23 protein-coding genes are annotated in these 25,619 nt (G+C 66.5%); 17 read left to right on the top strand and 6 right to left on the bottom strand.

Features of this window, described 5'->3' with window-relative positions:
* Positions 1-484: 484 nt before the first annotated feature.
* From SPHI_RS14250 to nadA, 6 genes are all read left to right on the top strand, one after another.
* The gene (locus tag SPHI_RS14250) at positions 485-853 is read left to right on the top strand and encodes a BlaI/MecI/CopY family transcriptional regulator (RefSeq protein WP_076745625.1); all 369 of its coding nucleotides are present in this window, start codon (positions 485-487) and stop codon (positions 851-853) included.
* A complete protein-coding gene (locus SPHI_RS14245) occupies positions 850-2,397 on the top strand; it encodes a M56 family metallopeptidase (RefSeq protein WP_076745624.1) in 1,548 nt (515 codons plus the stop codon). The genes SPHI_RS14250 and SPHI_RS14245 overlap by 4 nt, the downstream gene beginning before the upstream one ends.
* A gap of 57 nt (positions 2,398-2,454) precedes the next feature.
* Positions 2,455-3,303, top strand: a complete 849-nt coding sequence (locus tag SPHI_RS14240; protein ID WP_076745623.1) for an MBL fold metallo-hydrolase — start codon at positions 2,455-2,457, stop codon at positions 3,301-3,303.
* Complete coding sequence (locus SPHI_RS14235) at positions 3,300-4,022, top strand: DUF4230 domain-containing protein (protein WP_158049733.1); 723 nt, start codon at positions 3,300-3,302, stop codon at positions 4,020-4,022. The genes SPHI_RS14240 and SPHI_RS14235 overlap by 4 nt, the downstream gene beginning before the upstream one ends.
* 357 nt (positions 4,023-4,379) lie before the next feature.
* Positions 4,380-5,165: a hypothetical protein gene (locus SPHI_RS14230; protein WP_076745622.1), complete on the top strand. Its 786-nt coding sequence runs from the start codon at positions 4,380-4,382 to the stop codon at positions 5,163-5,165.
* A 32-nt stretch (positions 5,166-5,197) separates the two neighbouring features.
* Complete coding sequence (gene nadA / locus SPHI_RS14225) at positions 5,198-6,196, top strand: quinolinate synthase NadA (protein WP_076745627.1); 999 nt, start codon at positions 5,198-5,200, stop codon at positions 6,194-6,196.
* Positions 6,197-6,355: 159 nt separating this feature from the next.
* Here nadA and glmM read toward each other — a convergent pair whose 3' ends face one another.
* Positions 6,356-7,696, bottom strand: coding sequence for a phosphoglucosamine mutase (glmM, locus tag SPHI_RS14220; protein ID WP_076745621.1), 1,341 nt, complete (start codon positions 7,694-7,696; stop codon positions 6,356-6,358).
* Positions 7,697-7,830: 134 nt separating this feature from the next.
* Here glmM and SPHI_RS14215 point away from each other — a divergent pair, with 134 nt between their 5' ends.
* Positions 7,831-9,099: a dicarboxylate/amino acid:cation symporter gene (locus SPHI_RS14215; protein ID WP_076745620.1), complete on the top strand. Its 1,269-nt coding sequence runs from the start codon at positions 7,831-7,833 to the stop codon at positions 9,097-9,099.
* Positions 9,100-9,112: 13 nt separating this feature from the next.
* Here the strand turns inward: SPHI_RS14215 and SPHI_RS14210 are convergent, their stop codons facing one another.
* Together SPHI_RS14210 and SPHI_RS14205 are read right to left on the bottom strand one after the other, a co-directional pair.
* Positions 9,113-9,955, bottom strand: coding sequence for an oxygenase MpaB family protein (locus SPHI_RS14210; RefSeq protein WP_233130945.1), 843 nt, complete (start codon positions 9,953-9,955; stop codon positions 9,113-9,115).
* Between the two features lie 6 nt (positions 9,956-9,961).
* On the bottom strand, positions 9,962-10,468 hold the full coding sequence (locus SPHI_RS14205) for a MucR family transcriptional regulator (protein WP_076745619.1): 507 nt from the start codon (positions 10,466-10,468) through the stop codon (positions 9,962-9,964).
* A gap of 250 nt (positions 10,469-10,718) precedes the next feature.
* On the opposite strand from SPHI_RS14205, the gene SPHI_RS14200 reads away from it, so the two are divergent.
* From SPHI_RS14200 to SPHI_RS14190, 3 genes are read left to right on the top strand one after another with little or no spacing between them, the layout of a single operon-like run.
* Complete coding sequence (locus tag SPHI_RS14200; protein WP_076745618.1) at positions 10,719-11,603, top strand: DMT family transporter; 885 nt, start codon at positions 10,719-10,721, stop codon at positions 11,601-11,603.
* On the top strand, positions 11,600-12,082 hold the full coding sequence (locus SPHI_RS14195; RefSeq protein WP_076745617.1) for a GNAT family N-acetyltransferase: 483 nt from the start codon (positions 11,600-11,602) through the stop codon (positions 12,080-12,082). The genes SPHI_RS14200 and SPHI_RS14195 overlap by 4 nt, the downstream gene beginning before the upstream one ends.
* Entirely contained in the window at positions 12,082-12,399 is a 318-nt protein-coding gene (locus SPHI_RS14190; protein WP_076745616.1) for a DMT family transporter, read from the top strand. Before SPHI_RS14195 ends, SPHI_RS14190 begins: the two co-directional genes overlap by 1 nt.
* Positions 12,400-12,446: 47 nt before the next feature.
* Here SPHI_RS14190 and ppa read toward each other — a convergent pair whose 3' ends face one another.
* A complete protein-coding gene (ppa, locus tag SPHI_RS14185; protein WP_076745615.1) occupies positions 12,447-13,025 on the bottom strand; it encodes an inorganic diphosphatase in 579 nt (192 codons plus the stop codon).
* A gap of 50 nt (positions 13,026-13,075) precedes the next feature.
* Positions 13,076-14,992, bottom strand: a complete 1,917-nt coding sequence (locus SPHI_RS14180; RefSeq protein ID WP_076745614.1) for a M61 family metallopeptidase — start codon at positions 14,990-14,992, stop codon at positions 13,076-13,078.
* 480 nt (positions 14,993-15,472) lie between these two features.
* Between SPHI_RS14180 and hisS the strand changes: the two genes are divergently transcribed.
* The 7 genes from hisS (at position 15,473) to SPHI_RS14140 (ending at position 23,907) form a co-directional block, all read left to right on the top strand.
* Positions 15,473-16,720 carry a histidine--tRNA ligase gene (hisS, locus tag SPHI_RS14175; protein WP_076745613.1) on the top strand — a complete coding sequence of 416 codons (1,248 nt, stop codon included), beginning with the start codon at positions 15,473-15,475 and terminating at the stop codon, positions 16,718-16,720.
* Between the two features lie 121 nt (positions 16,721-16,841).
* The gene (gene prfA, locus SPHI_RS14170; protein WP_076745612.1) at positions 16,842-17,915 is read left to right on the top strand and encodes a peptide chain release factor 1; all 1,074 of its coding nucleotides are present in this window, start codon (positions 16,842-16,844) and stop codon (positions 17,913-17,915) included.
* Between the two features lie 52 nt (positions 17,916-17,967).
* A complete protein-coding gene (gene prmC, locus SPHI_RS14165) occupies positions 17,968-18,840 on the top strand; it encodes a peptide chain release factor N(5)-glutamine methyltransferase (RefSeq protein WP_076745611.1) in 873 nt (290 codons plus the stop codon).
* 263 nt (positions 18,841-19,103) lie between these two features.
* Complete coding sequence (locus SPHI_RS14160) at positions 19,104-19,940, top strand: DUF4167 domain-containing protein (RefSeq protein WP_076745610.1); 837 nt, start codon at positions 19,104-19,106, stop codon at positions 19,938-19,940.
* A gap of 140 nt (positions 19,941-20,080) precedes the next feature.
* The gene (locus tag SPHI_RS14155; protein WP_076745609.1) at positions 20,081-21,574 is read left to right on the top strand and encodes a DUF4139 domain-containing protein; all 1,494 of its coding nucleotides are present in this window, start codon (positions 20,081-20,083) and stop codon (positions 21,572-21,574) included.
* Positions 21,575-21,626: 52 nt separating this feature from the next.
* On the top strand, positions 21,627-23,279 hold the full coding sequence (locus SPHI_RS15045) for a DUF4139 domain-containing protein (protein ID WP_158049731.1): 1,653 nt from the start codon (positions 21,627-21,629) through the stop codon (positions 23,277-23,279).
* Positions 23,280-23,478: 199 nt separating this feature from the next.
* Entirely contained in the window at positions 23,479-23,907 is a 429-nt protein-coding gene (locus tag SPHI_RS14140) for a CBS domain-containing protein (protein ID WP_076745606.1), read from the top strand.
* 4 nt (positions 23,908-23,911) lie between these two features.
* Here SPHI_RS14140 and SPHI_RS14135 read toward each other — a convergent pair whose 3' ends face one another.
* Complete coding sequence (locus SPHI_RS14135) at positions 23,912-25,378, bottom strand: lipopolysaccharide biosynthesis protein (RefSeq protein ID WP_076745605.1); 1,467 nt, start codon at positions 25,376-25,378, stop codon at positions 23,912-23,914.
* Positions 25,379-25,619: the final 241 nt, after the last annotated feature.

Here is a 25,619-nt window from a genome sequence, read left to right as displayed (position 1 = left end):
GCGCCGAAGGCGTTGGGGGGGGAGGGGCGGTGCCCTCTCGTTTGTCCCGCAGCCGCTCCCTCCCTCAACGCTGGCGCGCTGCCACCTCCCCCTGGCGAGGGAGGATTGTTTTGGATCAAGCATTCTCACGCCGTTCGCCCTGAGCTTGTCGAGGACTGCACTTTCTTCGTAGGTAAGGAGGACAGTGCTTTGACAGGCTCAGCACGAACGGAGCGCTGCAGTTCCGTTCGTCCCGAGCAACGTCGAGGGACATGCCACGATCACCGGCGTCGGGACCACGTGCTTCGACAAGCTCAGCACGAACCTCGAGCGATCTCTTCCATTCGTGTCGAGCGCAGTCGAGACTTGGGCCGCAGACGCCACCATCCGAGATTTGTCCCTCGACTTCGCTCGGGACGAACGGTGGTGTGGTCCGTCCGGCGCTCACCCTTGACTACATTCGTAATCGATGCGACCACATGCGTAGTCGTCAGGAGAGCGAGTCGTGGCCGAACGCATCAGCGATGCCGAACATGCGGTGATGGAGGTGCTGTGGGACGAAAGCCCCCTCACCGCGCAGGACGTAGCCGAACGCGTCGATCCCGACCGCGGCTGGAGCGCCAATACGGTCAAGACATTGCTCGGCCGGCTACTCGCGAAGAATGCGATCAGTCATGAGGAGGACGGCCGCCGTTATCTTTATCGTCCTGCGGTTGAGCGCGGAGACTATGTCGCCGGCGAATCGCGGCGGCTGATCGATCGGCTGTTCGGCGGCAAGCTGACGCCGCTGGTGGCGCATCTCGCCGAGCGCGACGAATTGTCGGCGCAGGACATTGCCGAGATCGAGAGCCTGCTCAAGGCGCTGAAACAATGATCGGCCCAGGAGATTGGGGCGGCGTCTCCTGGATGGTGGAGGCGCTCGCCGCCTCTGCCATCCTCATCGCGTTGGTGCTGCTGGCGCGCAGGCCCGTGCGGCGCGCGTTCGGCGCGCCAGTGGCCTATGCGCTATGGGCGTTGCCACTGATCCGCCTGTTCCTGCCACCATTGCCGCAGGAGGTGCGCGAACAGGTCGCCGCGCCGCTCGTCGCCCCGCTCACCCAGGTCGGCCAGCAAGTGACGGTGTTCATCGTCCCCGCTGCCCGCGACGCCGCCGCGCCTGCGCTGCTCACCGCGGGTTCCTCCCTTGCCTTGCTGTGGGGGGTGGGCGCGGCGGCGTTCATCGGCTGGCATGTGCTGGCGTATCGGCGCTTCCGCCGCCGCTTGCTGGCACGCGCGACGGTGCTCGACCGGGTGGACGGCGTGACCATTGTGGAAAGCGCGGCGGCGGCCGGGCCGCTGGCGTTCGGCGTGGCCAAGCGCTTCGTGGCCTTTCCGCGCGATTTCGCCGCGCGCTACGACGCCGATGAGCGCGACTCGGCGCTCGCGCATGAGCTTGGCCATCATGCGCGTGGTGACTTGATCGCCAACTGGCTCGCGCTCGCCGTGCTAGCGCTGCACTGGTTCAATCCGCTTGCCTGGTATGCTTTTCGCGCCTTCCGCGCCGATCAGGAAATGGCGAACGACGCGCGCGTGCTGGCCCGGCTCGGGCCGGGCGCGCGGCATGCCTATGCCTGCGCGATCGTGAAGGCCGCGCATGGCGGGGCGATCGCCGCTGCCTGCCACCTCCACACCGTCGATGATCTGAAAGGACGATTGAAGATGCTCGGCATGAACCGGATTTCGCGCACGCGTGCGCTCACTGGACTGGCGACGATCGCCGCCACGGGCGTCGGCGCGCTTGCGTTGACCGCATCGGGCACGCAGGCCGCCGAGCGCATGCGTGCCAGCGTCGAGACGGCGGCCAAGGCGGCGCTGCCCGCGGCGATCCCGACGATGGCGCCAGTGGCCGACGACGTGCGCGTGGTGATCGATCGCGATGGCCAGCGCACCGTGTACGAGGGGGCGGAGGCAGAGGCCTGGGTCTCGGCCAATCCACTCCCCGAGCCGCCGGTGCCACCCGCACCGCCGCCGCCCGCCACCGCGTCTGTCGCGCCTGCCGTGCCGTTGCCGCCCGTACCGCCTGCACCGCCTGCCCCTCCGGCCCACATGCATGTCGCCGCCAACGTGCCCGAGGTCCGCTCCGCCGTCTGCGCGGGCGAGGTGGAGAAGCCGGTCGTGGTGCATGACGAAGTGGCGGGACGGCGCCGGATCACGATCTGCACCGACAGGATCGAACGCACCTCGGCACGGGCTCGCGCAGCGGGGCTACATGCCGCCGAGGTCGAGCGCAGCGCCATGGTGCGCGCGCATGACGCGATGCGTGCGGCGCACCGCGCGATGGCCGAAAACAGCCACCTTCCCTATGCCGATCGACAACAAGCGCTGGCCGAGCTCGACGCTGGCATGGCCGAAATGGAGGCCAAGCGCGACCATCACTGAGGAGGTGCCGCTGCCCCCGCCCTTGCCTTCGCACGGGGGAGCGGCCATTTGCGGGGCATGGAGACACCGCCCACCGGTATCCCGATCCAGCTAGAACCGCTGGTCACGCGCGTGCTCGCGCCCAACGCCTCGGCCTATACCTATACGGGTACGCAGACGCATATCGTCGGCACCGCCGACTTGGCGATCATCGATCCGGGACCAGCGGATGATGCGCACCATGCCGCGCTGTTGGCTGTGGTCGCTGGCCGCCCGGTTCGGGCAATCGTCATCACCCACCATCATCGCGATCATAGCCCCGGTGCGCCGCGGCTGAAGGCGGAGCTGGGCGCACCCGTAGTCGGCGCCGCGCCCTTTGCGCTCGAGGACGACGGGCCGCGCTCGGATGCGTCGTTCGATCATGACTATGCGCCGGATCGCGTGATGGCGGAGGGCGAGACGTTGGCTGGCGACGGCTGGACCCTGGAGGCGATCGCCACGCCGGGCCACACCTCCAACCACCTCGCCTTCGCATTACCCGAGACCAAGGCGCTGTTTGCGGGCGATCATGTGATGGGCTGGGCGACCAGCGTCGTTTCGCCGCCCGATGGCGACATGACCGCCTATATGGCGAGTCTCGAGAAGCTGATCGATCGCGACGACCGAATCTATTACCCCGGCCATGGCGAGGCGATCGAGCGCCCGCAGCGGCTGGTGCGCGGCCTGCTCGGCCATCGCAAGCAGCGGGAGGGGCAGATCCGCCGGCTGCTGGCGGCGGGGACGGCTGCGATCCCGGCCATGGTCGAGAAGATGTATGTCGGGGTGGATCCGCGACTTTTTCCGGCGGCGGAGCGATCGGTGCTGGCGCATCTCATCGATCTGGAGCGGCGCGGGCTGGTGCGGCGTGAGGGAGAAAATTGGGCGTGAACCGTAACGGTACGCTCAAGAATGCCGTTCTGCTCGTCACGGTGATCGTCGGTCTGGCGCTGACCGTCGCGATCGGCGTCGCTACCTATCTGGGCTATCGCTACGTTACCGAGGAGAAGCTCGTCTCCACCGACAAGGACGGCGTGGCCACCGCGCAGGTGGTGGCGGCGACCCTGTACGGGCGCAGCGACCTGCGTGTAAGCCGATTGTCCGGCGTGGTGCAGGGAACGGCGCGATCGTCGCGGTTGTGGGGCTGGTTGAACGCCAGCCAGGTCGTGAAGGCACCGTTCGAGGTCAGTTACTTCGTCAATTTGTCCCGTCTCGGCGCGTCCGACTTCCGGCTGAGCGAGGATGGTCGTCGGATCGAGATCACGGTGCCTGATGTCGCGATCGACCGGCCCAATGTCGATCTGGCGCGCGCCAGCCTCAACAATGTCGCGGGCGTGTTCGTCACCCGGAACGCCATGGTAGAGATGGGGGCGAAGGTGGCCGCGAGCGCGCAGCGTACCGCCGCCGAGCGCGCCGGCAGCGCCGAAAACCGCGCAAAAGCGCGCGAATATGGCCGCGAGGCGATTGCGCGCTTGTTCACCGGTGCCCTGCGCGCCGCGCGCGTCGATGTCGACGTGACCGTGCGGTTCGAGGGGGAAGCGCGGCCGGCGGATGGCGAGCGCTGGGACGTGAGCCGCAGTCTTGAGGAAGTGCTGGCAAAGGCGAAGTAGGCCAATGAGCCGCAACATTCGTCACCGCGGCGTTGCGCCGCACCCGACCATTCCCGGGCGCTGACATTTCCGCTTCGAGCCTCTGCCCTCGTCGCGCCATGGATCCTGGCGCGGGGCCGGGATGGTAGGGCGGGGCTGTTACGGGTGCCTATTGCTGCCCTCCTGTGAAGTTGCGCCGTTCCGGTTCAGTCTCGCGCAGGCGTCATGCCCGACTCTTCCCGAGTTTCCGGGTTTCGGACACCCCCAAATAGTTGAGTTCGTGGCAGGCGTACTGCGGAGACAGGCGCGGCATGGCGATGTTCTCTTTGTTGCGAGAATCTGCTAGAATGCCGTCTATCGGAGGAGGGGAGTTTCCCGATGGCGAGCATTGCACCGCAGCGCCCCCGTATCATTGATGACCGGCGCTTCTTCTTCGCCCTCGCGGTCGCTATGGCGATCGTCAACGTGCTCGGCTTCGGGCTGCAATTTGCGATGGGCCGCTCCACCTTTGCCGCGCCGGCGCTCGTCCATGTCCACGCCCTCGTATTCGTCGCTTGGGTCGGCTTCTTCGTCTTTCAGTCCTGGCTGGTGGCGAGCGGCCGGATCAGCCAACATCGGCGGCTCGGCTGGCTGGGTGCGGGCTGGGCGGCCGTGATGATCGTGATCGGCATCGCCATGACGGTGTCGGTAGTGCGTGCGGGACGGGCACCGTTCTTCTTCCTGCCTGGCTATTTCCTGGTCATGAACGTGCTGGCGGTGCTTACCTTCGCGGGTCTCTTGTGGTGGGGTGTCGCACGCCGGCGGCAAACCGAATGGCACCGGCGGCTGGTGATGTGCGCGATGACCGCGATCATGGGCCCGGCATTCGGGCGATTGCTGCCTGCGCCCCTGATGATCCCCTGGTCCGCCTGGGGCATCTTCGCGGGCATGATGCTGTTCCCGCTCGCCGGCATGGTTCATGACGTGCGCCGGCACGGGTGGGTGCATCCGGCATGGTGGTATGGCGTGGCGATCCTTATCGGCATGCAGGTGACGATGGACCTTGTTGTCCTCACCCCGATCGGCGTCGGGCTTTATGCCATGGTCACCGCCGGGGCGCCGGGTGCGCAGGTTGCCCCCTTTGCCTATCCGCCATTTCCGCTGCCCTTCGCACCGACCGCTTGATCGCCGGGCCGGAGCGGGCCATCTGCATGCACATGGACCAGCCGCAGAACCTTCAGGGCATCGACATCCGCGCCGAGATCGAGCGCCTCCGCAAGGAGCGCAACGCCGTGATCCTGGCGCATTATTACCAGAAGCCCGAGATTCAGGATCTCGCGGACTTCGTCGGCGACAGCCTCGACCTCAGCCGCAAGGCGCAGGCGACCGATGCCGACGTGATCGCCTTTTGCGGCGTGCGCTTCATGGCCGAGACGGCGAAGATCCTCTCACCCCAGAAGACGGTGATCCTGCCCGACATGGATGCCGGCTGCTCGCTGGAGGACAGCTGTCCGCCGGAGCAGTTCGCGGCATTCCGCGCACAGCACCCGGACGCGATAGCGCTGACCTATATCAACTGCTCCGCGGCGGTGAAGGCGCTGTCCGACGTGATTGTCACCTCGTCCTCGGCGGAGAAGATCCTGTCGCAGATCCCCAAGGACCAGGCGATTATCTTTGGGCCCGACCGCAACCTGGGCGGCTACCTCGCACGCAAGACCGGGCGTGACCTCATCCTGTGGCCTGGCGTGTGCATCGTCCACGAGGCGTTCAGCGAGACCGAACTGCTGAAGCTCAAGGCGCAGCACCCGGCCGCGCCGATTGTCGCGCATCCCGAATGTCCGCCGGTGATCCTCGATCACGCCGATTATGTCGGATCGACGCGCGGCATTCTGGAATATGCCATGGCGATGTCCGGCGACACGCTGATCGTCGCGACCGAGCCGCACATCATCCACCAGATGGAAAAGGCGCTGCCGAACAAGACGTTCATCGGCGCGCCCGGTGCGGACGGCAACTGCAACTGCAACATCTGCCCGTATATGGCGCTCAACACGATGGAGAAGCTCTACGTCGCGCTGCGCGACCTGCAGCCGCGCATCGACATGGACGAGGACCTGCGGGTCAAGGCGAAGAAGAGCCTCGATGCGATGCTGGCGATGGCGAGTGGCACGGTGGGGCAGGGCGATCTCGGCCCGGCCAAGGTGACCGGGGACTAAAGACGCTTCGCTTGAGCGCTACGCCCGACCCACACCCCCGTCATCCCCGCGACGGCGGGGATCCAGACGCGCTAGCCTGTCGATAGAAGCGCCAGCACCGGTGCTTATGGATCCCCGCCTTTGCGGGGATGACGGCGTTGGGAAGAGCGTATCCGCCTTTCAAGCTGCCGCGCGCACAGCGTCGCAGATCCGGTCCACCACTGCCTCCACCTGCGCGGCATCGTCGCCCTCCGCCATCACGCGGATCACCGGCTCGGTGCCCGACGGGCGGATCACTAGCCGCCCGATCCCGGAAAGTTCCGCCTCCGCTGCGGCGATCGTGTCGCGCACGCTGGCGGCCTCCAGCGGCTTGCCGCCGCGGGCGTATTTCACGTTCTTCAGCAATTGCGGCAGCGGCTCGAAGCGATGCAGCACGTCGCTCGCCGGGGCGCCGGCCCGCTTTACTTCCGCCAGGATCTGCAACGCAGCGACGAGCCCGTCGCCCGTGGTGCCGTAATCCGACAGAATAATGTGGCCCGATTGCTCGCCGCCGACATTGTATCCACGCGCGCGCATCGCCTCCAGAACGTAGCGATCGCCCACCCCGGTGCGCACCAGCCCAAGCCCCTGCGCCGACAAGTGCCGCTCCAGCCCCAGATTGGACATCACCGTCGCCACCAGCCCGCCTCCTGCGAGCTTGCCGCGCCGCGCGAAGCCAGTCGCGATGGTCGCCATCAATTGGTCGCCGTCGATGACCCGGCCATTCTCGTCGACCACGATCAGCCGATCCGCATCGCCGTCCAGCGCGATGCCGATCGCCGCGCCGCTCGCCACCACCGTTTCCGACAGCGTCTGCGGCGCGGTGGAGCCGACGCGGTGGTTGATGTTCTTGCCATTGGGCTCGACACCGATCGCCACCACTTGGGCGCCCAATTCCCACAGGGCGGACGGGGCCACCTGATAGGCAGCGCCGTTGGCGCAATCCACCACCACCTTCATGCCATCGAGCCGCAGGTCGTCCGGAAAGCTCGATTTCGCGAAATGGATGTACCGCCCGCGCGCGTCCTCCACCCGGCGCGCGCGGCCGATGTCGCCAGCCGCCGCCAGCGCGACATCGCCGTCGATCAACGCCTCGATCGCCAGCTCCGCCTCGTCTGACAATTTGTAGCCGTCCGGGCCGAACAATTTGATGCCGTTATCGGCATAAGGATTGTGGCTCGCGGAGATCATCACGCCCAAGTCGGCGCGCATCGACTGCGTAAGCATCGCCACCGCCGGCGTCGGCAGCGGCCCGAGCAGCACCACGTCCATCCCCACGGCGGTGAAACCCGCCACCAGCGCGTTTTCGAGCATATAGCCGGATAGGCGGGTGTCCTTGCCGATCACCACGCGATGGCGATGATCGCCGCGCACGAAGTAAGCGCCGGCCGCCATGCCGACCTTCATCGCCATTGCCGCCGTCATCGGCGCAATGTTGGTGAGGCCGCGGATACCATCGGTTCCGAAATACTTGCGTGCCACTTCTGATCTCCGAAACGCGCAACGGCTCGGCACAGGCTTGCCCCTGGTCCCGTCGTGCCGCAAAACGACCCTAAGCTCTTGCCGATTGACGGACTTCGGCACAAGTCCGGGCGGCGAAGAGTTCGAAAGGCGCCATGTCCCAATCCACCCGTATCTTGCTGGCCCTGATCGTTGGGCTGGTTGCCGGCATCCTTCTGGCGGGCAACGCGCCATCCGCAGTGGAACCGGCCATCGCCATCGCGCAGCCGGTCGGGCAGGCATGGCTCAACGCGTTGCAGATGACGATCGTGCCGTTGGTCTTCTCGTTGCTTGTCACCGGCGTCGCAGCGACGGCGCAGGCCGCGCAGGCGGGGCGGCTCGCCGGCCGCGCGGTGGCGCTGTACGTGGCGGTGATGATCGCGTCGGCGGTGACCGCGGCCCTTCTCACGCCCTTGTTCCTTCAGCTGGCGCCCTTGCCCGTCGATTCCGGCGCGGCCCTGCGGGCTGCGCTGACCGGGGTGGGCCCAAACCCGCCGGTGCCGCCGCTTGGCGAGTTCCTGGCGGGGATCATCCCGAACAACATCGTCAAGGCCGCGGCGGAAAGCAGCTTCCTGTCGATGATCATCTTTGCGCTGATCTTTTCCTTTGCGGTGATGCGGATCGAAGTCGGGCTGCGCGAGGTGCTGGTGCGCGTCTTCACCGCGGTGCGCGATACCATGCTGGTGGTGATCGGCTGGATTCTGTGGGTCGGTCCTATTGGCGTCTTCGCGCTGGCGCTGGTGGTCGGGGCCAGGGCAGGGGGCGGCGCCTTTCACGCGCTGGTCCATTACATCCTGATCGTCGCCGGCGTCGGCGTGGTGGTTACCCTGGGCGCTTATCCGATGGCGATGATCGGCGGGCGGGTGCCGCTTGCCCGCTTCTCGCGGGCCGCCCTGCCGAGCCAGGCGGTGGCGGTGTCGACGCAGTCGTCCCTCGCCTCGCTGCCGGCGATGCTGGCGGGTGCGCAATCGCTCGGCACGCCGGTGGCGACCGCCGGCGTGACATTGCCGCTTGCGGTGGCGCTACTGCGCGCAACCGGCCCCGCGATGAACCTCGCGGTGGCGATCTATATCGCTCATTGGTTCGGCGTGCCGCTGTCGCTGGGCACCCTGGCGGTCGGCACCCTGGTCGCCGCCTTGATGTCGCTCGGCGCGGTGAGCCTGCCGGGCACGGTCAGCTATATCAGCTCGGTCGCCCCTGTGTGCGCCGCCATCGGCGCGCCAACAGTTCCGCTCGGGCTGCTGGTGGCGGTGGAAACCTTGCCCGACATCGTGCGCACGCTGGGCAACGTAATGTGGGATCTGGCCACAACGGTAACGCTGGCGCGCGGCGAACAGGGTGTGTCGGATGACACCGATGCGCAGGTGCTAGAGGCGCTGGGCTGAGCGCCCGCGCCGGTTACCGGCGCAACGCCCAGCGCAGCGCCTTGCTCATCCCGCGCGCGCCGAGGCGGATGGCGGGGCGGCCGATCGACGGGGGCGTGCGGCCGTGCATCGCGGCGGCCCAGGGTGGCAGCAGATCGATCGCTGCCGGCGCAACGATGGCGAGTGCGCCCGTGGTCAACGCATCCGGGCCGCTGGCGAGCAGCGCGCTGGCGACGTCACGCACGCGCGCATCGAACCGCAGATCATCGCGTACGCGGCGGTAATACGCCTCGATCTCGCGACGTGATACGGGCACGTCGCGCGCGCCCAGGCGCTCGGCGACCGTGGCGGTTTCGGCGAGATAGCGGTCCTGGTCGGCACCCGACAGGCCGGGGTCGCGATAACGCAGATAGGCCCGCAGGAAGCTGTCGACCTCCGCCACATGCACCCAGGTGAGCAGCGCGGGATCATTGGCATCATAGGGCGTGCCGTCAGGGAGGGTGCCCGAAACATGATCGTGGATCGCGCGCACCCGCTCGATCGCCCGGTTTGCCGAGGCGGTGCTGCCAAAGGTGGTGAGCGAGATGAATTGGGCGGTGCGGCGTAGCCGCCCCAGCCGGTCGCGGCGGAAATCGCTATGGTCCCACACTCCGGCCAGCGCCAGCGGGTGAAGCATCTGGAGCAGCAGCGCGGAAACCCCGCCGATCATCATCGCGGAAAAATCGGCGTGCACTCGCCACGCAACCGATCCGGGGCCGAACAGGCCATTGTCGCCAGGCGGCCGCGTCAGATCGACCGATCCCGATCCGACGAGCGCACGAATGCGCCCGCCGATCGCGGTTCGCATGCCGGGCAGCGCAGCGGCCGCCCGGATCATGCCGCCTTACTCGCCAGCGGCTTCCGCCGCGGCTGCCTTGCGGCCGCGCTTTGCGGGTGCCGCGTCGGCATCACCACCCTTGCGGGTCATACCGGGCTTGCGGCCGAGACCGATCTTCTTGGCCATGGCGCGGCGCGCTTCCGAATAATTCTCGGCGACCATCGGGTAATCGGGCTTCAGGCCATAGCGCTGGCGATATTCCGCCGGGCTTAGGCCATGGCCGGCGAGGTGGCGGCGCAGCGTTTTGTACGGCTTCCCATCGATCATCGAGATGATGTGATCCTTGGAAGCAAGCGACTTACGAACCGACACCGCCGGTGTGTATTCGCCCACCGGCTCTTCCTCGGTCACAAGCTGCGTGTTGGTCGACAGTTGGTTCACCGCCTCGTGCATCTTGTGTAGAAATCCCGGCACCTCGTCGCTCGACGCGCGCGTGTTGGGATTGGACAACCATGCGATGGTCAGTTCGGTAGCCAGCTCGACCGCATTGATGTCGGCGGTATCTTCAATCATGCGACACTCCTTTACTTTTATTGTTGCCTAAGCGCCTCATCTGTGCGGGTCAACCACGATGCCGGCGGAAACACAGTATTTATTCAAACGAGTATCGTGTTCTAATTCTGCAATTACGTAGTTGCCTTGAGGTACCGCGAGAATAGATGTGGTTCATCTAGCGTTAACCTGAACAACGCGTTTTCAGCGCCTCGTCAAACGCTTGCCGTGCACGTATCTGATCGCGATGACATCCGCTCCATCCCCCATCATGTCCGCGAGCACGGCCTTTCTTGTCGCAGCCACGGGGATCGCGCTCTTCTCCGTGATGGATGCAGTGATGAAGGGGCTGGTGCTGGCATTGGGGGTGTACAACGTCATGTTGTGGCGCAGCATGGGCAACGTCGCGCTGGGCGCGATCGCTTGGCGCGTCGTTGGCATGCGCCGACCGTCCCGGCGCGCCTTGCTTCTCCACCTCGTTCGCGGCGCGGTGACATGCGCGATGGCGCTGTTGTTCTTTTGGGGGCTGGCGCGCGTGCCGATGGCGCAGGCGATCGCGCTGTCGTACATCGCCCCGATCCTGGCACTGGTGCTCGCCGCCTGGTGGCTTGGCGAGCGGGTGTCGACGCGCACGATCGGCGCGATGGTGGCGGCAAGCCTTGGCATTTTGACGATCTTCGCCGGCCAGGCGCGCGCGGTGCTCGGGCCGGAAGCGTTTGAAGGCGCGCTGGCGGTGTTGGCATCCGCGGTTCTCTATGCGGTGAACCTGATCCTCACGCGGCTTCAATCGCTCGCCGCCCGCCCGGCCGAAACGGCATGCGTCCAGTCCTTGGTGATCCTGGTGCTGCTCGCGGCCGCGGCGCCATGGCTGGCCGCGGTGCCGCCCGCCAGCGCTATCCTGCCCCTCGCCGGCGCAGCGCTGCTCGCCTTTGCCTCCATGATGCTCCTGTCCTGGGCCTATGCCCATGGCGAGGCGGGCTATCTGGCGATGACCGAATATACCTCGTTCATCTATGCCGTGATGCTCGGATACTTTGTGTTCGGCGAGATTGTCTCGGCCTATACGCTGGTGGGCGCCGCCGTGATCGTTTCCGCGTGCATCGTCGCGGCAAGACGGCGTGACATTGCCGCCCGGACGGTCGAACAGGCGGCATGACCATCACCATCCGCCCTGCCAGCGCGACAGACGTTTCCACCGTGCTTCGCTTCATCCGCGAACTCGCCGCCTATGAGCGCGAGCCCGATGCGGTGGAGGCGACCGAGCCGATGCTCCACGAGGCGCTGTTTGGCACGCACCCCGCCGCCGAGGTGCTGATCGCCGAGCGCGATGGCGCAAGCATCGGCTTCGCCCTGTTCTTTCACACCTTTTCGACCTGGGCGGGAAAGCGCGGGCTGTGGCTGGAGGATCTCTACGTCACCCCCGAGGCGCGGGGCTCGGGCGCCGGCGCGGCCCTGCTGAGGGCGCTGGCCGGCATCGCGCTCGATCGCGGCTGCGCGCGCTTCGAATGGACCGTGCTCGACTGGAACACGCCCGCGATCGACTTCTACCGCGCCAAGGGCGCGGTTGCGCAGGACGAATGGACGGTGCAGCGCGTCAGCGGCGCGGCGTTGCGCAAACTGGCGGGGCGAGACTGATGGCGTGGATGTGGCTGATCATCGGCGGTCTGTTCGAGGTCGGGTTCACCACCTGCCTGCGCCATGTCGATGGCTTTCGAAATCTCGGCTGGACCGCGGGGTTCCTGGCCTCGGTAACCATGTCGATGGGGCTGCTGGAACTCGCCTCGCGCTCGATCTCGATGGGCACCGCTTATGCCGTGTGGGGCGGGATCGGCGCGCTCGGCACGGTGCTGGTGGGGATCGCCTTTTATGGCGAGCCGGCGACGCCGGTGCGCATCGCGCTGATCTTCGGCGTCGTGCTGTGCATCGCGGGGCTGAAGCTCACCGCGCATTGATGCCTTCAAGCCCCTCCCCCGAAAGGGAAGGGGCCGATGATCAACGGTTACTCGCGGCCCGGCACGTCATGGTCGTGCGGCTCTTCGCCCTTGTCCTTTGCCGCATTGTAGCGCTCAATCGCTTCGACGGTGATCTGCCGTGCCTCGTCCGCGCCGCCCCACTTGCCGATGCGGACCCACTTCTTCTTTTCCAGGTCCTTATAGTGGGTAAAGAAATGCTCGATCTGCTCGAACACGATCTCGGGCAGATCGTCCTTCTCGCCGACCTTGGAATAATATGGGAAGGTCTGGTCCACCGGCACGCAGACCAGCTTCTCGTCGCCGCCGGCCTCGTCCTCGAGGTTCAGCACGGCGATCGGCCGCGCACGCACCACGCAGCCCGGGATGAACGGCGAGCGCGACACGACCAGCGCATCGAGCGGATCGCCATCCGGGGACAGCGTATGCGGCACGAAACCGTAGTTCGCGGGATAGCGCATCGGCGTGTGCAGGATGCGATCGACGAACAGCGCTCCGCTAGCCTTGTCGAACTCATACTTCACCGGCTCGCCGCCGGTCGGCACTTCGATGATGACGTTCAGGCTGTGCGGCGGATTGTCACCCGTCGGCACCATGTCGATGCGCATGTGTCGTATCCCTTTGGTCTTGTGACAGTGAAGAAAAGCCGCGCTGTGGATCAGCGCGGCGCAAGTAACCGGTCAAGACCGGTCTCTCCCGTGCCGATCTTCTGGAGGCGCGGGTAGCGCAGCCCGCCGTGCCAGTCGAGCGCGACTTGCCGGTACCGCTCGCCGCTCCTGACCCACAATTGCACCGGCTGCTTGCCGCCCTTCGCGGCGGCGATCGCGCCCTTCATCCGATCGTCCGAAAAGACCTCGCCGTTAACCGAGACGATCGTGGTGCCGATTGTCAGCCCAGCGTTGAAGGCCGGCGATCCCCAGGTTACGCCCGTCACGTCGCCGCCCGAATTGACCACGAAGCCGCCGGAATAGGTAAGGTCGGTCACCTTGCGAGTCTTCTCGCCCGCCTTGAAGGATGCCGGTGCGTCCGCGGTATAGACCAGGCGATAACCGTTGCGCTCGAAGCCGGAGAGCGGCGCACCCGTGCCATGCTCGGTCAGGCGCTGCGTCAGCAGCCCGCGCCAGTCATGCGGGTGAACCTTCTCCAGCGTCGCGACGACATCGTCGAACGTATAGGTCAGCTGCCCCCAATCGCCATCGCGCACGCCGAAGAAGGCGCGCGCGAAATCGTCGATCGACTTCTTTCCCCCGGTCATCTCGCGAAGCTTGGAATCGACCTCCAGCCAGACGAGCAGGCCCTCGTTGTAATAATCCTCGCTGCGCTGCCAGCTCGTCCAGCCCTTCGGCCGGCGCGCGGAGATGATCGGATCGTTGGTGGTGTCGATGAGGTCGCGCCACTGGCGCGCCGGCTGGCTGTCATAGAGCGCGCCGATCGCCGCGAGCTGGTCCAGCGTGTCCTGCTTGGAAACGATGCCTGATCGCGCCTGAAGCACATAGCCCCAGAATTGGGTCTGCCCTTCATACACCCACAACAGCGAATTGCGCATCGGCATGCGATAATCGGGCGTCCACGCATCCGCGCCGCGGCGGAACTTGCCGTTCCAGCTATGCACGAACTCGTGCGGCAGCAGGTTGCGGCGGCCGGGGCCGTCATCCCATTTGGTGAAATAGCCCGGCGTCACGCCATTCTCGCTGGAGCGATGATGCTCCAGCCCGATGCTGCCGAGCTGGTCGGTGATCGACAGCAGGAACGTGTAATTGTCGTAATGCTGGGCGCCGAACGTCTTCACCGCTTGGTCGACCAAGCGCTTGTGCGCATCGATCTGCGCCGGCGTGGCGGCAAGGTCGGCCGGCGTATCGGCATAAGCGGCCAGCTTCACCCGGTCGCTGAGTGGCCAGGTCTTGCCATACCGCCCCGCCAGGATCGGCGAATCGACCAGCACCTCGTAATCGGTGCGGTCATAAACATAGGTGGAGCCGGTGGCCTTGGCCGGCACCGCGCCCGCCGCGGTCCAGCCTTGCGGATATTTCACCGTCATCTGGATCGGGATCTGCCGGGTGAAATAGCCGGCGGGATAGAGGCTCACCGAATTGGGCTGGAGGCTCAGCATCTCGGGCGTCATCACTACCCGGCCCTGATCGGCCTTGGTCGCGGAAATGAACTGGAAGCTCGCCTCGATCGTCTTCGCGCCCTGCGGCACGTCGAGGTGGAAGGCAAAGACATCCACCGTGTCGCGGGTCCACGGGATCACCTTGCCGCCAGCCTTGAAGACGAGCCCTGCCAGCTTCTCGATCTCGCCGCGCGCGGCATGCTTGCCCGGCAGCCATGCGGGATAAAGCAGAACGGTGGGGCCGGCCTTGGCAACCGGGATCGTCTCCGTCACGCGGAAGATGCCGCGCGTGATGTCGGTCGCGTCGACGTTCAGTGTGATCGTGCCGGGATAGGGCTGGTCGACGGCTGCCGGAATCGTGTCGACGATCGGCACCGGCTGTGGGGCCGAATTGCCGGCGGGCGCTTGTGCAGTTGCGACGGCAGCGGAGGCGAGCAGGGCGCTCGCGAAGGCGATACGGATCATCGCCTGCTTCGCTAGCGGGATGAACGCCCAAGCTCAATGGCTTGAGCACTTCGTCGCCCAGCCCATCCCCGTCATCCCGGACTTGATCCGGGATCCATCATGCGCGAACGCTGCCGTTAGTTAATGGGTTCACGCGATGGCGCGAAGACGCAAAGGATGGATCGCTCAAAGGCGCGAAGGACGCAGAGGTGTTGCGCGGTTCGGGGTGAGCGTCACCCCCGTCGTCATGCCGGCCTTGTCCCGGCATCCACCGGGCCACACACCATCGGCCAGCGGTATGCCGGCTGGTGGATGCCGGCACTTCGGCCGGCATGACCTTGGGGGGGGCGACGCCCGTCCCGAACCAAGACCTCTCTACGTCCTTCGCGCCTCTGCGCGAATTCAAGCTTCTTCGCGTCTTCGCGCCTTCGCGTGAACCAATCCACGCCAGCGGTCGCGGAACGCTGGCGCGCGACGTTCTGTAACACTAATGCGGCCGCGATGGCCCGGATACAGACCCCCAATCGCGTGCGCGGCACGCAGGATATTTTCGGCGAGCAGCAGCGCCGCTTCGCCCACGTCCTCGACACCTTCGACCGCGTCCGCAAGCTCTACTGCTTTCAGCGCGTGGAAATCCCGATGTTCGAGGACACCCAGGTCTTCGCCCGCTCGATCGGCGAGACGACCGATGTCGTCTCCAAGGAAATGTACACCTTCCCCGACCGCGGCGGCGATTCGCTGACGCTGCGCCCGGAATTCACCGCGGGCATCGCGCGTGCTTTTCTGACCGAAGGCTGGCAGCAATATGCGCCGCTAAAGGTGGCGACGAGCGGCGCGGTGTTCCGCTACGAGCGTCCGCAGAAGGGCCGTTACCGCCAGTTCCACCAGATCGACGCCGAGATACTCGGTGCCCCCGAGCCCGCCGCCGATGTCGAGCTGCTGACGCTCGCCGATCAGCTGCTTCACGAACTGGGCATCGCCGACGGCGTGACGCTTCAGCTCAACACGCTTGGCGACGCGGAAACCCGCGATGCTTGGCGGGCGGCGCTGGTAGCGCATTTCGAGGCGCACCGCGGCGAGCTGTCCGAAGACAGCCTCGCCCGACTCGACAAGAACCCGCTCCGCATCCTCGACTCCAAGGACCCGCGCGACCGCCCGATCGCCGATGCCGCGCCGGGGATCGACGATTTCCTGACCGCCGAGGCGCGCGCCTTCTTCGATGCGGTGACCGCCGGCCTCGACGCGGCAGGCGTGAAGTGGACGCGCAACGACCGGCTGGTCCGCGGCCTCGATTATTACCGCCACACCGCCTTCGAGTTCGTCACCGACCGCCTCGGCGCGCAAGGCACGGTGCTCGCCGGCGGCCGTTACGACGGGCTGGTTGAGAGCCTCGGAGGCACAGCGACGGCGGGCGTGGGCTGGGCGGCGGGCGTCGAGCGGCTGGCGATGTTGCTGGCGGAGCCGGCGACAGAGGGTTCGGTTGTTGCCGTCGTTGCGGAGGACGCATCGTTTGACCTGACGGCGATCGACTATGTCGCGCGCCTGCGTCGTGCCGGGCTTGCTGCCGAGGCGTTCATTTCCGGCAGTCCCAAGAAGCGCTTCGATCGCGCGATGAAGACGAAGCCCGCAGCGACGATCTCGCTCAACCTGCGCGATGGCGCGCCGCTGACTGGCTTCCGCAACTTGTTCCTGTCGGGCGAACAGGAAGCGGCTGTCCGCGCGGCGCTGGCGTCGGTTGATCTCGGGTGATGGCGCCTCGCAATACATGTTCCCCGGCGAAGGCCGGGGCCCAGCATCGGGCCGGTCGTGACTGGACCCCGGCCTTCGCCGGGGAACAGGTGGGGCGGTGTGCCGCGGTCGAGATCTGCTCATGACCGCCATCTCGCTCGACCGAATCCGCCAGATCGAGGCACGCCGCGACGAACTCGCCGCGCAGATGGCGACCGGCGACCTTCCCGGCGACCGCTTCGTCGCGGTGTCGAAGGAATATGCCGAGCTCGAACCCGTCGCGCAGGCCGCGGCGGAGGTGCGCCGCCTGCGCCAGGAGGCGGAAAGCCTTGCGCACATGACCGGCGATGGCGACGCCGAGCTGCGCGCCATGGCCGAAGAGGAATTGCGCGAGAACAAGGCCGCGCTCGAAGCGGCTGACCGCCGCCTCGCGCTCGCGCTGCTCCCCCGCGACGCCGCCGACGAACGCTCGGCGATGCTCGAGGTCCGCGCCGGCACCGGCGGCGACGAGGCCGCGCTGTTCGCCGGCGACCTGTTCCGCATGTACCAGCGTTACGCCGAAGGGCAGGGCTGGCGTGTCGAGCTGATCTCCGGCTCGGACAGCGACGCCGGCGGCTACAAGGAAGTGGTCGCCAGCGTGACGGGGCAGGGGGTGTTCGCCAAGCTCAAGTTCGAGAGCGGCGTCCACCGCGTCCAGCGCGTGCCCGTCACCGAAAGCGGCGGGCGCATTCACACCTCCGCTGCCACCGTCGCGGTGCTGCCCGAGGCGGAGGAGGTCGACGTGCAGATCGACGACAAGGACCTGCGCATCGACATCTACCGCTCGTCCGGCCCCGGCGGCCAGTCGGTCAACACCACCGATTCGGCGGTGCGCATCGTCCATATCCCCACCGGGCTGACGGTGATCCAGCAGGACGAGAAGTCGCAGCACAAGAACAAGGCCAAGGCGCTCAAGGTGCTGCGCACGCGCCTCTATGAGATGGAACGCGAGCGGCTCCACGCCGAGCGCGCGGGCGCGCGCAAGTCGATGGTCGGCTCGGGCGACCGTTCCGAACGCATTCGCACCTATAATTTCCCACAAGGCCGGGTCACCGACCACCGCATAAATCTGACCCTGCATCGCCTTCCCGAAATCCTCCAGGGCGACATGAACGAGCTGATCGGCGCCCTGATCGCGGAGGACGAAGCCGAACGCCTGGCGACGCTCGATGGCTGACAAGTCTCCCTCTCCCCGCTGGCGGGGAGAGGGCCGGGGCGAGGGGCGGTCAATGGACAAGCCGCTCGACACTGCCCCTCTCCCCAGCCCTCTTCCCGCAAATGGGGAGACGGAGCAGGCACGCGCCGCCCTCGCATCCGCCGCCGCCCGCCTCACATCCTCCGACACCCCCCGCCTCGACGCCGAGCTTCTCCTCGCCCACGCGCTCGGCATCTCGCGTGAACGCCTGCTCCTCACCCTCGCCGACCAGCGCGTGCCGGCGAGCTTCGCCGCCCTCGTCGAACGCCGCGCGAGCCACGAGCCGATCGCTTATATCACCGGTACCCGCGCCTTCTGGACGATCGACCTCGACGTCGCGCCCGGCGTCCTCATCCCGCGCCCCGACAGCGAAACGCTGATCGAGGCCGCAGTTAATCATTTCGCCGGCACCCCCGGCCCGCGTTTGATCCTTGATCTCGGCACCGGCTCGGGCGCGCTGCTGCTCGCCGCGCTCGATCAATGGCCCGAAGCGACGGGTGTCGGCATCGACGCCTCGCCCGAAGCGCTCGCCATCGCGCTCGCCAATGCCGATCACATTGCCCCCGGTCGCGCGCGGATCGTTGCCGGCGACTGGCAGGGGACTGGCGACGTGTACGACCTGATCCTCTGCAACCCTCCATATATCTCCGATCACGCCGTGCTGATGCCCGATGTCGCCGGCTACGAACCCGCCACGGCGCTATTTTCCGGCCCCGACGGCCTCGACGATTACCGGCGGATTGCACCGCTGCTCGGCCGGCAACTCGCCCCCGGCGGAGTCGCCTGCATCGAGATCGGCGCCGACCAGCGCGACGCGGCAAGCACGCTGTTCGCAGCGCAGGGCCTCACCGTCACGTGCCGCCGCGACCTAGCCGGTCGTGACCGCTGCCTCGTTGTCACGCCTTGAATCCGTGCGTTCCGAACCCAATATTTCTCTTTGAGAAACCCGATGCACCGGCTATGGCCACGGCAGGGGCACGCAAAATCAACATTTCTGGTTGAATTTGGGCGGGTTGCCCACCCTTCGTCATCAGCCGCTGCAGTCCGGCGGCCGGGGCAGGCCTTGGAGGTTGTGCGCGCGTCTCGCGCCATATTCGACGGGGCCGGGGATTGTTGCACCGAATATCCCGGGAGCAAGGCCGTTTTTGGTTTGAGGACGAGGACAGTATTTTGATCAACAACCGTCAGAACGGCCGCCGTCGCGGCCGGGGTGGGCAGCGTTCGCAGGGCGGGGGCAGTCAGGGCTCGCGCGACAACGGCAATCGGATCGACAGCCGCGCGCGCGGCAACGCCAGCCAATTGTACGAAAAGTACAAGAACATGGCCTCGGATGCGCAGCGCCAGGGCGATCGCGTCAACACCGAATATTACCTCCAGTTCGCCGATCATTACTTCCGCGTACTTGCCGATCAGCGCGGCCGCTACGAGGATCAGGGCCAGCAGCAGCGCCGCCCGCAGAATGATTTCGATGCGGATGAGGATTACGGCGACGAGGGCGAACCGATCCGTGCCGAGGAGCAGGGCCGTGGCGGCGAGGAGCGTGGCGAGCGTGAGCGCGACGGTCGTCAAAACGACGGCAACCGCGCCCGTGCCCATCGCGACGATGATCAGCGCTTTGAGGGTCAGCGCTATGAGGGCCAGCGCGGCGACAATCGCCAGCGCGACGGCCAGGAGCGTCGCCCGCGCCAGTCCATGCGTGGCGAACCGCGGCGCGAGGAGCGCGCGAGCGATCAGGTGAATGCCGATCAGGGAACGCCCGAGGCCGCCCCGCTCGAGCTTACCCAGGCAGCGGTGGAGTTTCAGCCGAGCGCCGATGTGGCGGCAGAAGGGGCTCCGGCACCCAAGCGCCGTGGCCGGCCGCGCAAGGCGCCGGCGGACGCCGGCGAGCAGCTTGGCCTTGACGCAAGCGCGCTGCCGCCGTCGATTGGTGGCGAGCCTGCGGGGGACGCCGCGCCAAAGCCGCGCCGCCGCCGTACCGTGGCTGCGCCCGCTGAGGTTGAAGCCTAAGTTATACACCCGGTTCGGGTGCAAGAAGGCCGGTGCCGCGCAACAGCGTGGCGCCGGCTTTTTTCGTCGGGTCACGCCGGGGCGGTGGTGACCCGTGTGGATTGGCTCGCTACGCTCCTGCCGAACAAGGAGGGGCAATAATGCGGCAATGGTGGTTGGCGCTGGTCTGCGTGCCGTCGATGGCGCTGGGGCAGGACGTATCGGAAATCCGCAACGCGCAAGGCAACCTCGCCGTTACCATCTACAGCAACGATCTCGCTCTGGTGCAGGATCGCCGCCGGCTGAACTTGCCCGACGGGGTCAGCCGGCAAGAGTTCCCCGATGTCTCCGACCGGATCCGGCCCGAAACGGTTCGCCTCTCCGGCGATGGCGTGACGATCATCGAGCAGAATTTCGATTATGATCTCCTTTCGCCTCAGGCGCTGATGGAGAAGGCGGTCGGGCAAACGATCACGCTGGTGCGCACCAACCCAGCGACCGGCGCGGAAGTGCGGGAGCGCGCCACCGTGCTCGCCAACAACAGCGGCGTGGTGCTGCGGATCGGGGACCGCATCGAGGTGCTGCGCGACGACGGCCTGCCGGTGCGGGTGTTGTTCGACTCGCTGCCACCCAACCTGCGCGCGCGCCCCACGTTGTCGGTGACGCTCGACACCGCGCGAGGCGGCACGCGGCCCGTCACCTTAAGCTATCTCGCCAGCGGTCTCGGCTGGAACGCCGATTATGTCGCGCTGTTCGATGAGGCGAAGAGCGTGATCGACGTTCAGGGCTGGGTGACGCTGCGCAACGCCAACGAAACGCCGCTGGTCAATGCCGACACGGTACTCGTCGCTGGAACACCCGGCACTGCCGTCGCAACGCCGCGATTTCGATCGTTCAACCCGTCACCGCCGCGGAGCGGCTATGCGCCCGACACGCGGGCTGGCACCGAGACGGCTGACCGCGCGCGGGTTGGCGATTTCTACCTCTATCCGTTGCCCCAGCGAACGACGATCGCCGCCAAGCAGCAGAAGCAGGTGAGCTTCCTCAGCGTCGCTGCGGTCCCGGCGCGAAAGTCCTACGAATATCGCAATGGGTGGCTCGGCGCGCAGGACGAGCCGCAAAGCGCGTCCACGGCGCTGACCTTTTCCTCGTCGCGCAGCGGTGGGCTGGGCGATGCGCTGCCCGCCGGCACCGTGCGGGTGTACATCCGCGACACGGCAGGACAGCCGCAGTTCGTGGGCGAGCGCGCGATCGGCCATACGCCGATGGGCTCGACCCTGGCGCTCGTCACTGGGGAGGCCTTTGACGTCAAGGTAAAGTCGATCGTGGAGGCGCGCGAAAAGATCACTGGTGACGAGTGGCAGCGAGTGTCCCGCTATCGCATTTCCGGCGATGGCCCGCCACGCACGGTCGAAGTCGATCGGGCCACCACCTTTTATCGCACCACCATGCGCTACGAACTCACCAACGCCGGGCCTGAGCCGGTGACGGTAGATGTGGTGCAGGGCGGCCTCGACAATCACTGGCATGATACCCGTGTGTCCTCGGAAACCCTCAAGGGTGAACAGCGCTCGATTGACGAGCGGGTGTGGCACGTTCCGGTGCCCGCCAACGGCAGCGCGACGCTGACCGCCGTTATCGACACGCGGTATTGAGATGCATCGCGGGCCCACATTCCCCTGCCACGTGCGGGAGGGGAGAAGCCTGGTGGTTGCCGCGATTCTTGCGTCGTTCCCCAGCGCAGCACCCGCGCAGACAGTCGTCACTTCCGACAAGGCCGAGAAGGTTGCGGTCACTCTCTACCGCGCACCCGATCGACCGGCTGGGAACCGGATCGCGCCGGCGCCGCAAGGCTTCGCGCTCATCACCGAGACTCGCACCATCACGCTCCCTGCCGGCCCGGCGGTAATCCGGTTCGAGGGCGTCGCCGGCAACATCATGCCCGAAACGGCGATCGTCGCTGGCCTGCCGCAGGACGTCGCCGAGAAGAACCTCGATGCCGACCTGCTCAGCCCGCGCACATTGTACGACCGAGCGCTTGGCCGGCGCGTGCTGATCCGCCGTACCGATCCTGCGACCGGCCGCGTGCGGGAGGAACAAGCGACCATCAGATCGGGCGCGAGTGGAGCCGCCGTTCTCGAAGTGGCCGGCGGTTTTGAGGCGCTGCGCTGCTCCGGCCTGCCCGAGACGATCGTGCAGCCGTCGATCCCGTCGGGACTCAGCGCGCGGCCCACGCTGTCGATCTCGACGAGCGCGCCGCATCCGGCGACGGCGACCATCACCTTGTCCTATCTCGCTGGTGGCTTCGATTGGCAGGCGGATTACGTCCTTACCACCCGCCGCGGTTCCGATCGCGCTGATCTCACCGCCTGGGCGACATTGGCGTCGAGCGACGTCACGTCGCTTGCGAATGCACGCACGCAACTCGTGGCGGGTAAGCCGAATCGAGAGGAGCCGCCGCGCTTCGGCGATTATCGATCCGGTGCCTTGTCGCTGCGCTGCTGGCCCACGACGGTGACATATGGTGGCCATCCTCCGCCGCTTGCGCCGCCGCCACCGCCTCCTCCCCCTCCGGTGTTCGCGCCGGCGCCGGAGGTTGCCGAGATCGTCGTCACCAGTGCCCGCCGCACCGCTGCAATCGAAGCGGTGCAGGGCGAGATCGGCGATTTGAAACTCTACACCGTGCCGGTGCCAGTCACTATCGCCTCACAGGCGCAGAAGCAGGTGGCGCTCGCCAGCCGCGCCGGTGTCGCCATGGGCATGGTCTATGTCAGCACAGGGATGCCCACGCGGCTTGGGCCGGTGCATCCGGTCGTGCGGCTACGCAACCGCAAGCGCGACGGCCTGGGCCTCCCGCTTCCCGCCGGGCGAGTGGCAATATTCCAGGAGGGGGATGTGCGACCGGTCCTGCTCGGCGAGACGTCGCTCGACGACAAAGCCGTCGATGAAGATGTGGAGCTGGATCTGCCCCCCACGCCCGGCGTCTCGCAGGACCTCGAACTGGTCACGAAGCTGGCTGAGCGGCGGCGTTATCGGCTCACCGTCAATAACGCCAACCCCTGGCCGATCACGTACGAGGCGCAGTTTTCGCTCGGCACCGATCGGTTCGAATCGTCGGCGAAGCTGGCCATAAGGGGCGGCAGGCGCGTCTGGTCGGCGATCGTCCCGGCGAATGGCCGCGTCACGCTGGACTATGCCCTGCGACCATCCGACTGCTCCGCGTTCAGCGCATCCACCGCTTCGTCATGCCCGGTGCCCGATGATAGAAAGGTGAGCCCCATCAGAGCGCCGGCCATCAGCACAGACCCCGTGACCCCGCCGATCATCGCCAGCGTGGCCACCCAGTCGAGCGAACCATAAGCGCGACCGACCAACCAGATCGCGAAACCAGAGGCGACCAGCCCCACCAACCCGCTCCAGGCCAGCAACCGCCGAAAACGAGCCCAGGCAAATCGTGCATATTCAGGATCATCCAGCCGGCTCATGCTTTCCATTTGCCCCGGAAAGGCGCATTCTTCCAGCAATTAGCCCGCTAACGGGCGTGGAGAGGAAACGGGCGATGACGATCGCGGCCATCCTGCGCGGCAAGGGACACGACATTGTGACAGCGGGCCTAGACGACAGCGTGCGCCAGGCAGTGGCGCTGCTGGCGGAGCGTCGCATCGGCGCCGTGCCGGTGCTGGACGGGGAAAGCGTTGCCGGCATCTTCTCCGAACGTGACGTAATATATTGCCTCAAGGACGGCGACACCGGCGTGCTCGATCGCTCGGTGCGCGAGGTCATGACTGCGCCGGCAGTAACGGTTTCCCCCAACGATCCGGTGATGGGCGCGCTGTCGCTGATGACTCGGCGGCGGATCCGTCACTTGCCCGTCGTCGAGGGCGGTCGCCTGATAGGTCTCGTCTCCATCGGCGACCTAGTGAAATACCGGATCGAGCGCGTCGAGGCCGATGCGGCGGCGATGCGCGACTATATCCAGCGGGCCTGATCGCTTAGCCTCGGTTCCGCACCAGCGCGATCGTCTGCCGAACAAGCGATGGAGCAAAGACCATCAGCAAACCGGCATATGCCGCACCGCCCACCATCACCAGTACTGCCAGCCGTGCCGCCGGCGCGAGATCGACTGCTTGATCGATCAGCCAGACGACACTCGCCATGCCAGCCGCAGCGAGCAGCGGTGCTGCAACAGAGCTGGCGACGTCGCGCCAACGCGCGCCGATCACCGGCAACGATCGCCAGCAACTGATCGCAAGATATAGCGGATAGCAGGCGATCCACGCCGCGCTGAGGCCAAGCACGCCCCATTGCACCCCGAACAGGAAACCGACCGCTAGGATCAGCGACCCCGCCGCGCCGTTGCTCACGCCGATGCCGGGGCGACCAAGCGCGTCACAGGCGGGTGAGAACAGCACCTGCAGCGTCATCATCGGCATGGCGAGCGCCAGCAGGCGGACGATCGGTATTGCCTCCGCCCATTTGTCCCCCAGCATCACCAACACCAGCGGTTCGGCCGTGACGGCAAGACCGAAGTAGAAGGGTAACGCTGCGAGCATCACGACCCGGACGCCCTTCACGAAGGCTGCGGCCGTCGCCGTCCGGTCGTGCTGGATGCGCGCATAAGCGGAGAAAGCCACTTCGTTAAGCGGCGGCACGAACTTGGCAACGAAGATCTGCGCTAGAAACAGGCTCGTGGTGTAGATGCCCAGATCGTGCACATTGAGGTGGCGGCCGGCGATGAACACATCAACCTGGCTTTGCAAAAACCAGAACAGCTGACTTGCCGCCATCACCCCGCCGAACCGCGCCAGGGAGCCCGCGCCGCGGAAGTCGAACAGCGGCAGGATCAGCGACCGGGCAGCGATCGTCATGCCGATGGCTCGCGTCGCAAACAAAGCCATGGGTGCGATCACCAGCGTCCACACGCCCCAACCGGAGAAGGCGCCGACCAGCGCCATGCCGGCACCCGCCAGTGATGAGAGGATATTCACCCGGGCCTGCAGGCGGAAGTCCATCGTCCGACTGAGTAGCGCTTGTGGAAGCGCCATGAACGGGGTGCTGAGGAAGATCAGTGCTTGTACCCGAAGTACGCTCGCCAGTTCCGGCTGACGATAATAAGCAGCGGCCAAAGGGGCGAGCGCGACCTGGGCGAGGCCGAGGGTCACGTTGACCACGATGAGCATGCCGAACAGCTGCCGGACCTGGCGCTCCGTGATTTCCCTTTGCTGCACCAGTCCGCTCGCCAGACCGTAGCCGTTGAGCATGTTGAGGAACGCCATCACGGTACCCGCCATGGCAAACAGCCCGTAGTCGCTCGGCGAGAGGATCCGGATCACCAGAAAGGTGGACGCCCATTGCACCATTTGCGCTGCGATCTGGCTACCAGACCGCCAGATCACGGCGTTGCGAACCTGGGCCGCGAACGATTCGTGGTGAGTCGCAGGATTTGCGGGTTGGACCATGACTGATTCGCTACAGTGGGGAGGCTTCACGAGGCGTTAAAACCCTCGGAAACCCGCGGGTTTTGGTGTGCGGTGTAAGAAAGTTGCAAAAACTGTTTGACGGTGTGGGTTGGTCCCCCTAGATGGGTGTCACCGCAGCGGTGGCCCGGACGGGTTGTCGTGGTGGTCACCTGACATTCAGGCGCTTTGGTCGCTCTTCGAAAGAGGGAAGTGGCTGGGCGTCGGTTTTTGTCGCTCTTTG

Source organism: Sphingomonas jeddahensis (assembly GCF_001981525.1).
Taxonomy (GTDB): Bacteria; Pseudomonadota; Alphaproteobacteria; order Sphingomonadales; family Sphingomonadaceae; genus Sphingomonas; species Sphingomonas jeddahensis.
The sequence above is the reverse complement of the archived record's forward strand: the minus strand, read 5'-3'. Positions and strand labels throughout refer to the sequence as shown.

Coding starts and splice junctions, on each gene's coding strand:
- nadA (WP_076745627.1), top strand. CDS start 5,198: ATGGACCAGCCGCAGAACCTTCAGGGCATCGACATCCGCGCCGAGATC.
- SPHI_RS14190 (WP_076745616.1), top strand. CDS start 12,082: ATGGCGTGGATGTGGCTGATCATCGGCGGTCTGTTCGAGGTCGGGTTC.
- SPHI_RS14245 (WP_076745624.1), top strand. CDS start 850: ATGATCGGCCCAGGAGATTGGGGCGGCGTCTCCTGGATGGTGGAGGCG.
- SPHI_RS14215 (WP_076745620.1), top strand. CDS start 7,831: ATGTCCCAATCCACCCGTATCTTGCTGGCCCTGATCGTTGGGCTGGTT.
- prmC (WP_076745611.1), top strand. CDS start 17,968: ATGGACAAGCCGCTCGACACTGCCCCTCTCCCCAGCCCTCTTCCCGCA.
- SPHI_RS14205 (WP_076745619.1), bottom strand. CDS start 10,468: ATGATTGAAGATACCGCCGACATCAATGCGGTCGAGCTGGCTACCGAA.
- ppa (WP_076745615.1), bottom strand. CDS start 13,025: ATGCGCATCGACATGGTGCCGACGGGTGACAATCCGCCGCACAGCCTG.
- SPHI_RS14140 (WP_076745606.1), top strand. CDS start 23,479: ATGACGATCGCGGCCATCCTGCGCGGCAAGGGACACGACATTGTGACA.
- SPHI_RS14155 (WP_076745609.1), top strand. CDS start 20,081: ATGCGGCAATGGTGGTTGGCGCTGGTCTGCGTGCCGTCGATGGCGCTG.
- SPHI_RS14200 (WP_076745618.1), top strand. CDS start 10,719: ATGTCCGCGAGCACGGCCTTTCTTGTCGCAGCCACGGGGATCGCGCTC.
- SPHI_RS14195 (WP_076745617.1), top strand. CDS start 11,600: ATGACCATCACCATCCGCCCTGCCAGCGCGACAGACGTTTCCACCGTG.
- SPHI_RS14180 (WP_076745614.1), bottom strand. CDS start 14,992: ATGATCCGTATCGCCTTCGCGAGCGCCCTGCTCGCCTCCGCTGCCGTC.
- SPHI_RS14230 (WP_076745622.1), top strand. CDS start 4,380: ATGGCGAGCATTGCACCGCAGCGCCCCCGTATCATTGATGACCGGCGC.
- SPHI_RS14240 (WP_076745623.1), top strand. CDS start 2,455: ATGGAGACACCGCCCACCGGTATCCCGATCCAGCTAGAACCGCTGGTC.
- SPHI_RS14135 (WP_076745605.1), bottom strand. CDS start 25,378: ATGGTCCAACCCGCAAATCCTGCGACTCACCACGAATCGTTCGCGGCC.
- SPHI_RS14210 (WP_233130945.1), bottom strand. CDS start 9,955: ATGATCCGGGCGGCCGCTGCGCTGCCCGGCATGCGAACCGCGATCGGC.
- hisS (WP_076745613.1), top strand. CDS start 15,473: ATGGCCCGGATACAGACCCCCAATCGCGTGCGCGGCACGCAGGATATT.
- prfA (WP_076745612.1), top strand. CDS start 16,842: ATGACCGCCATCTCGCTCGACCGAATCCGCCAGATCGAGGCACGCCGC.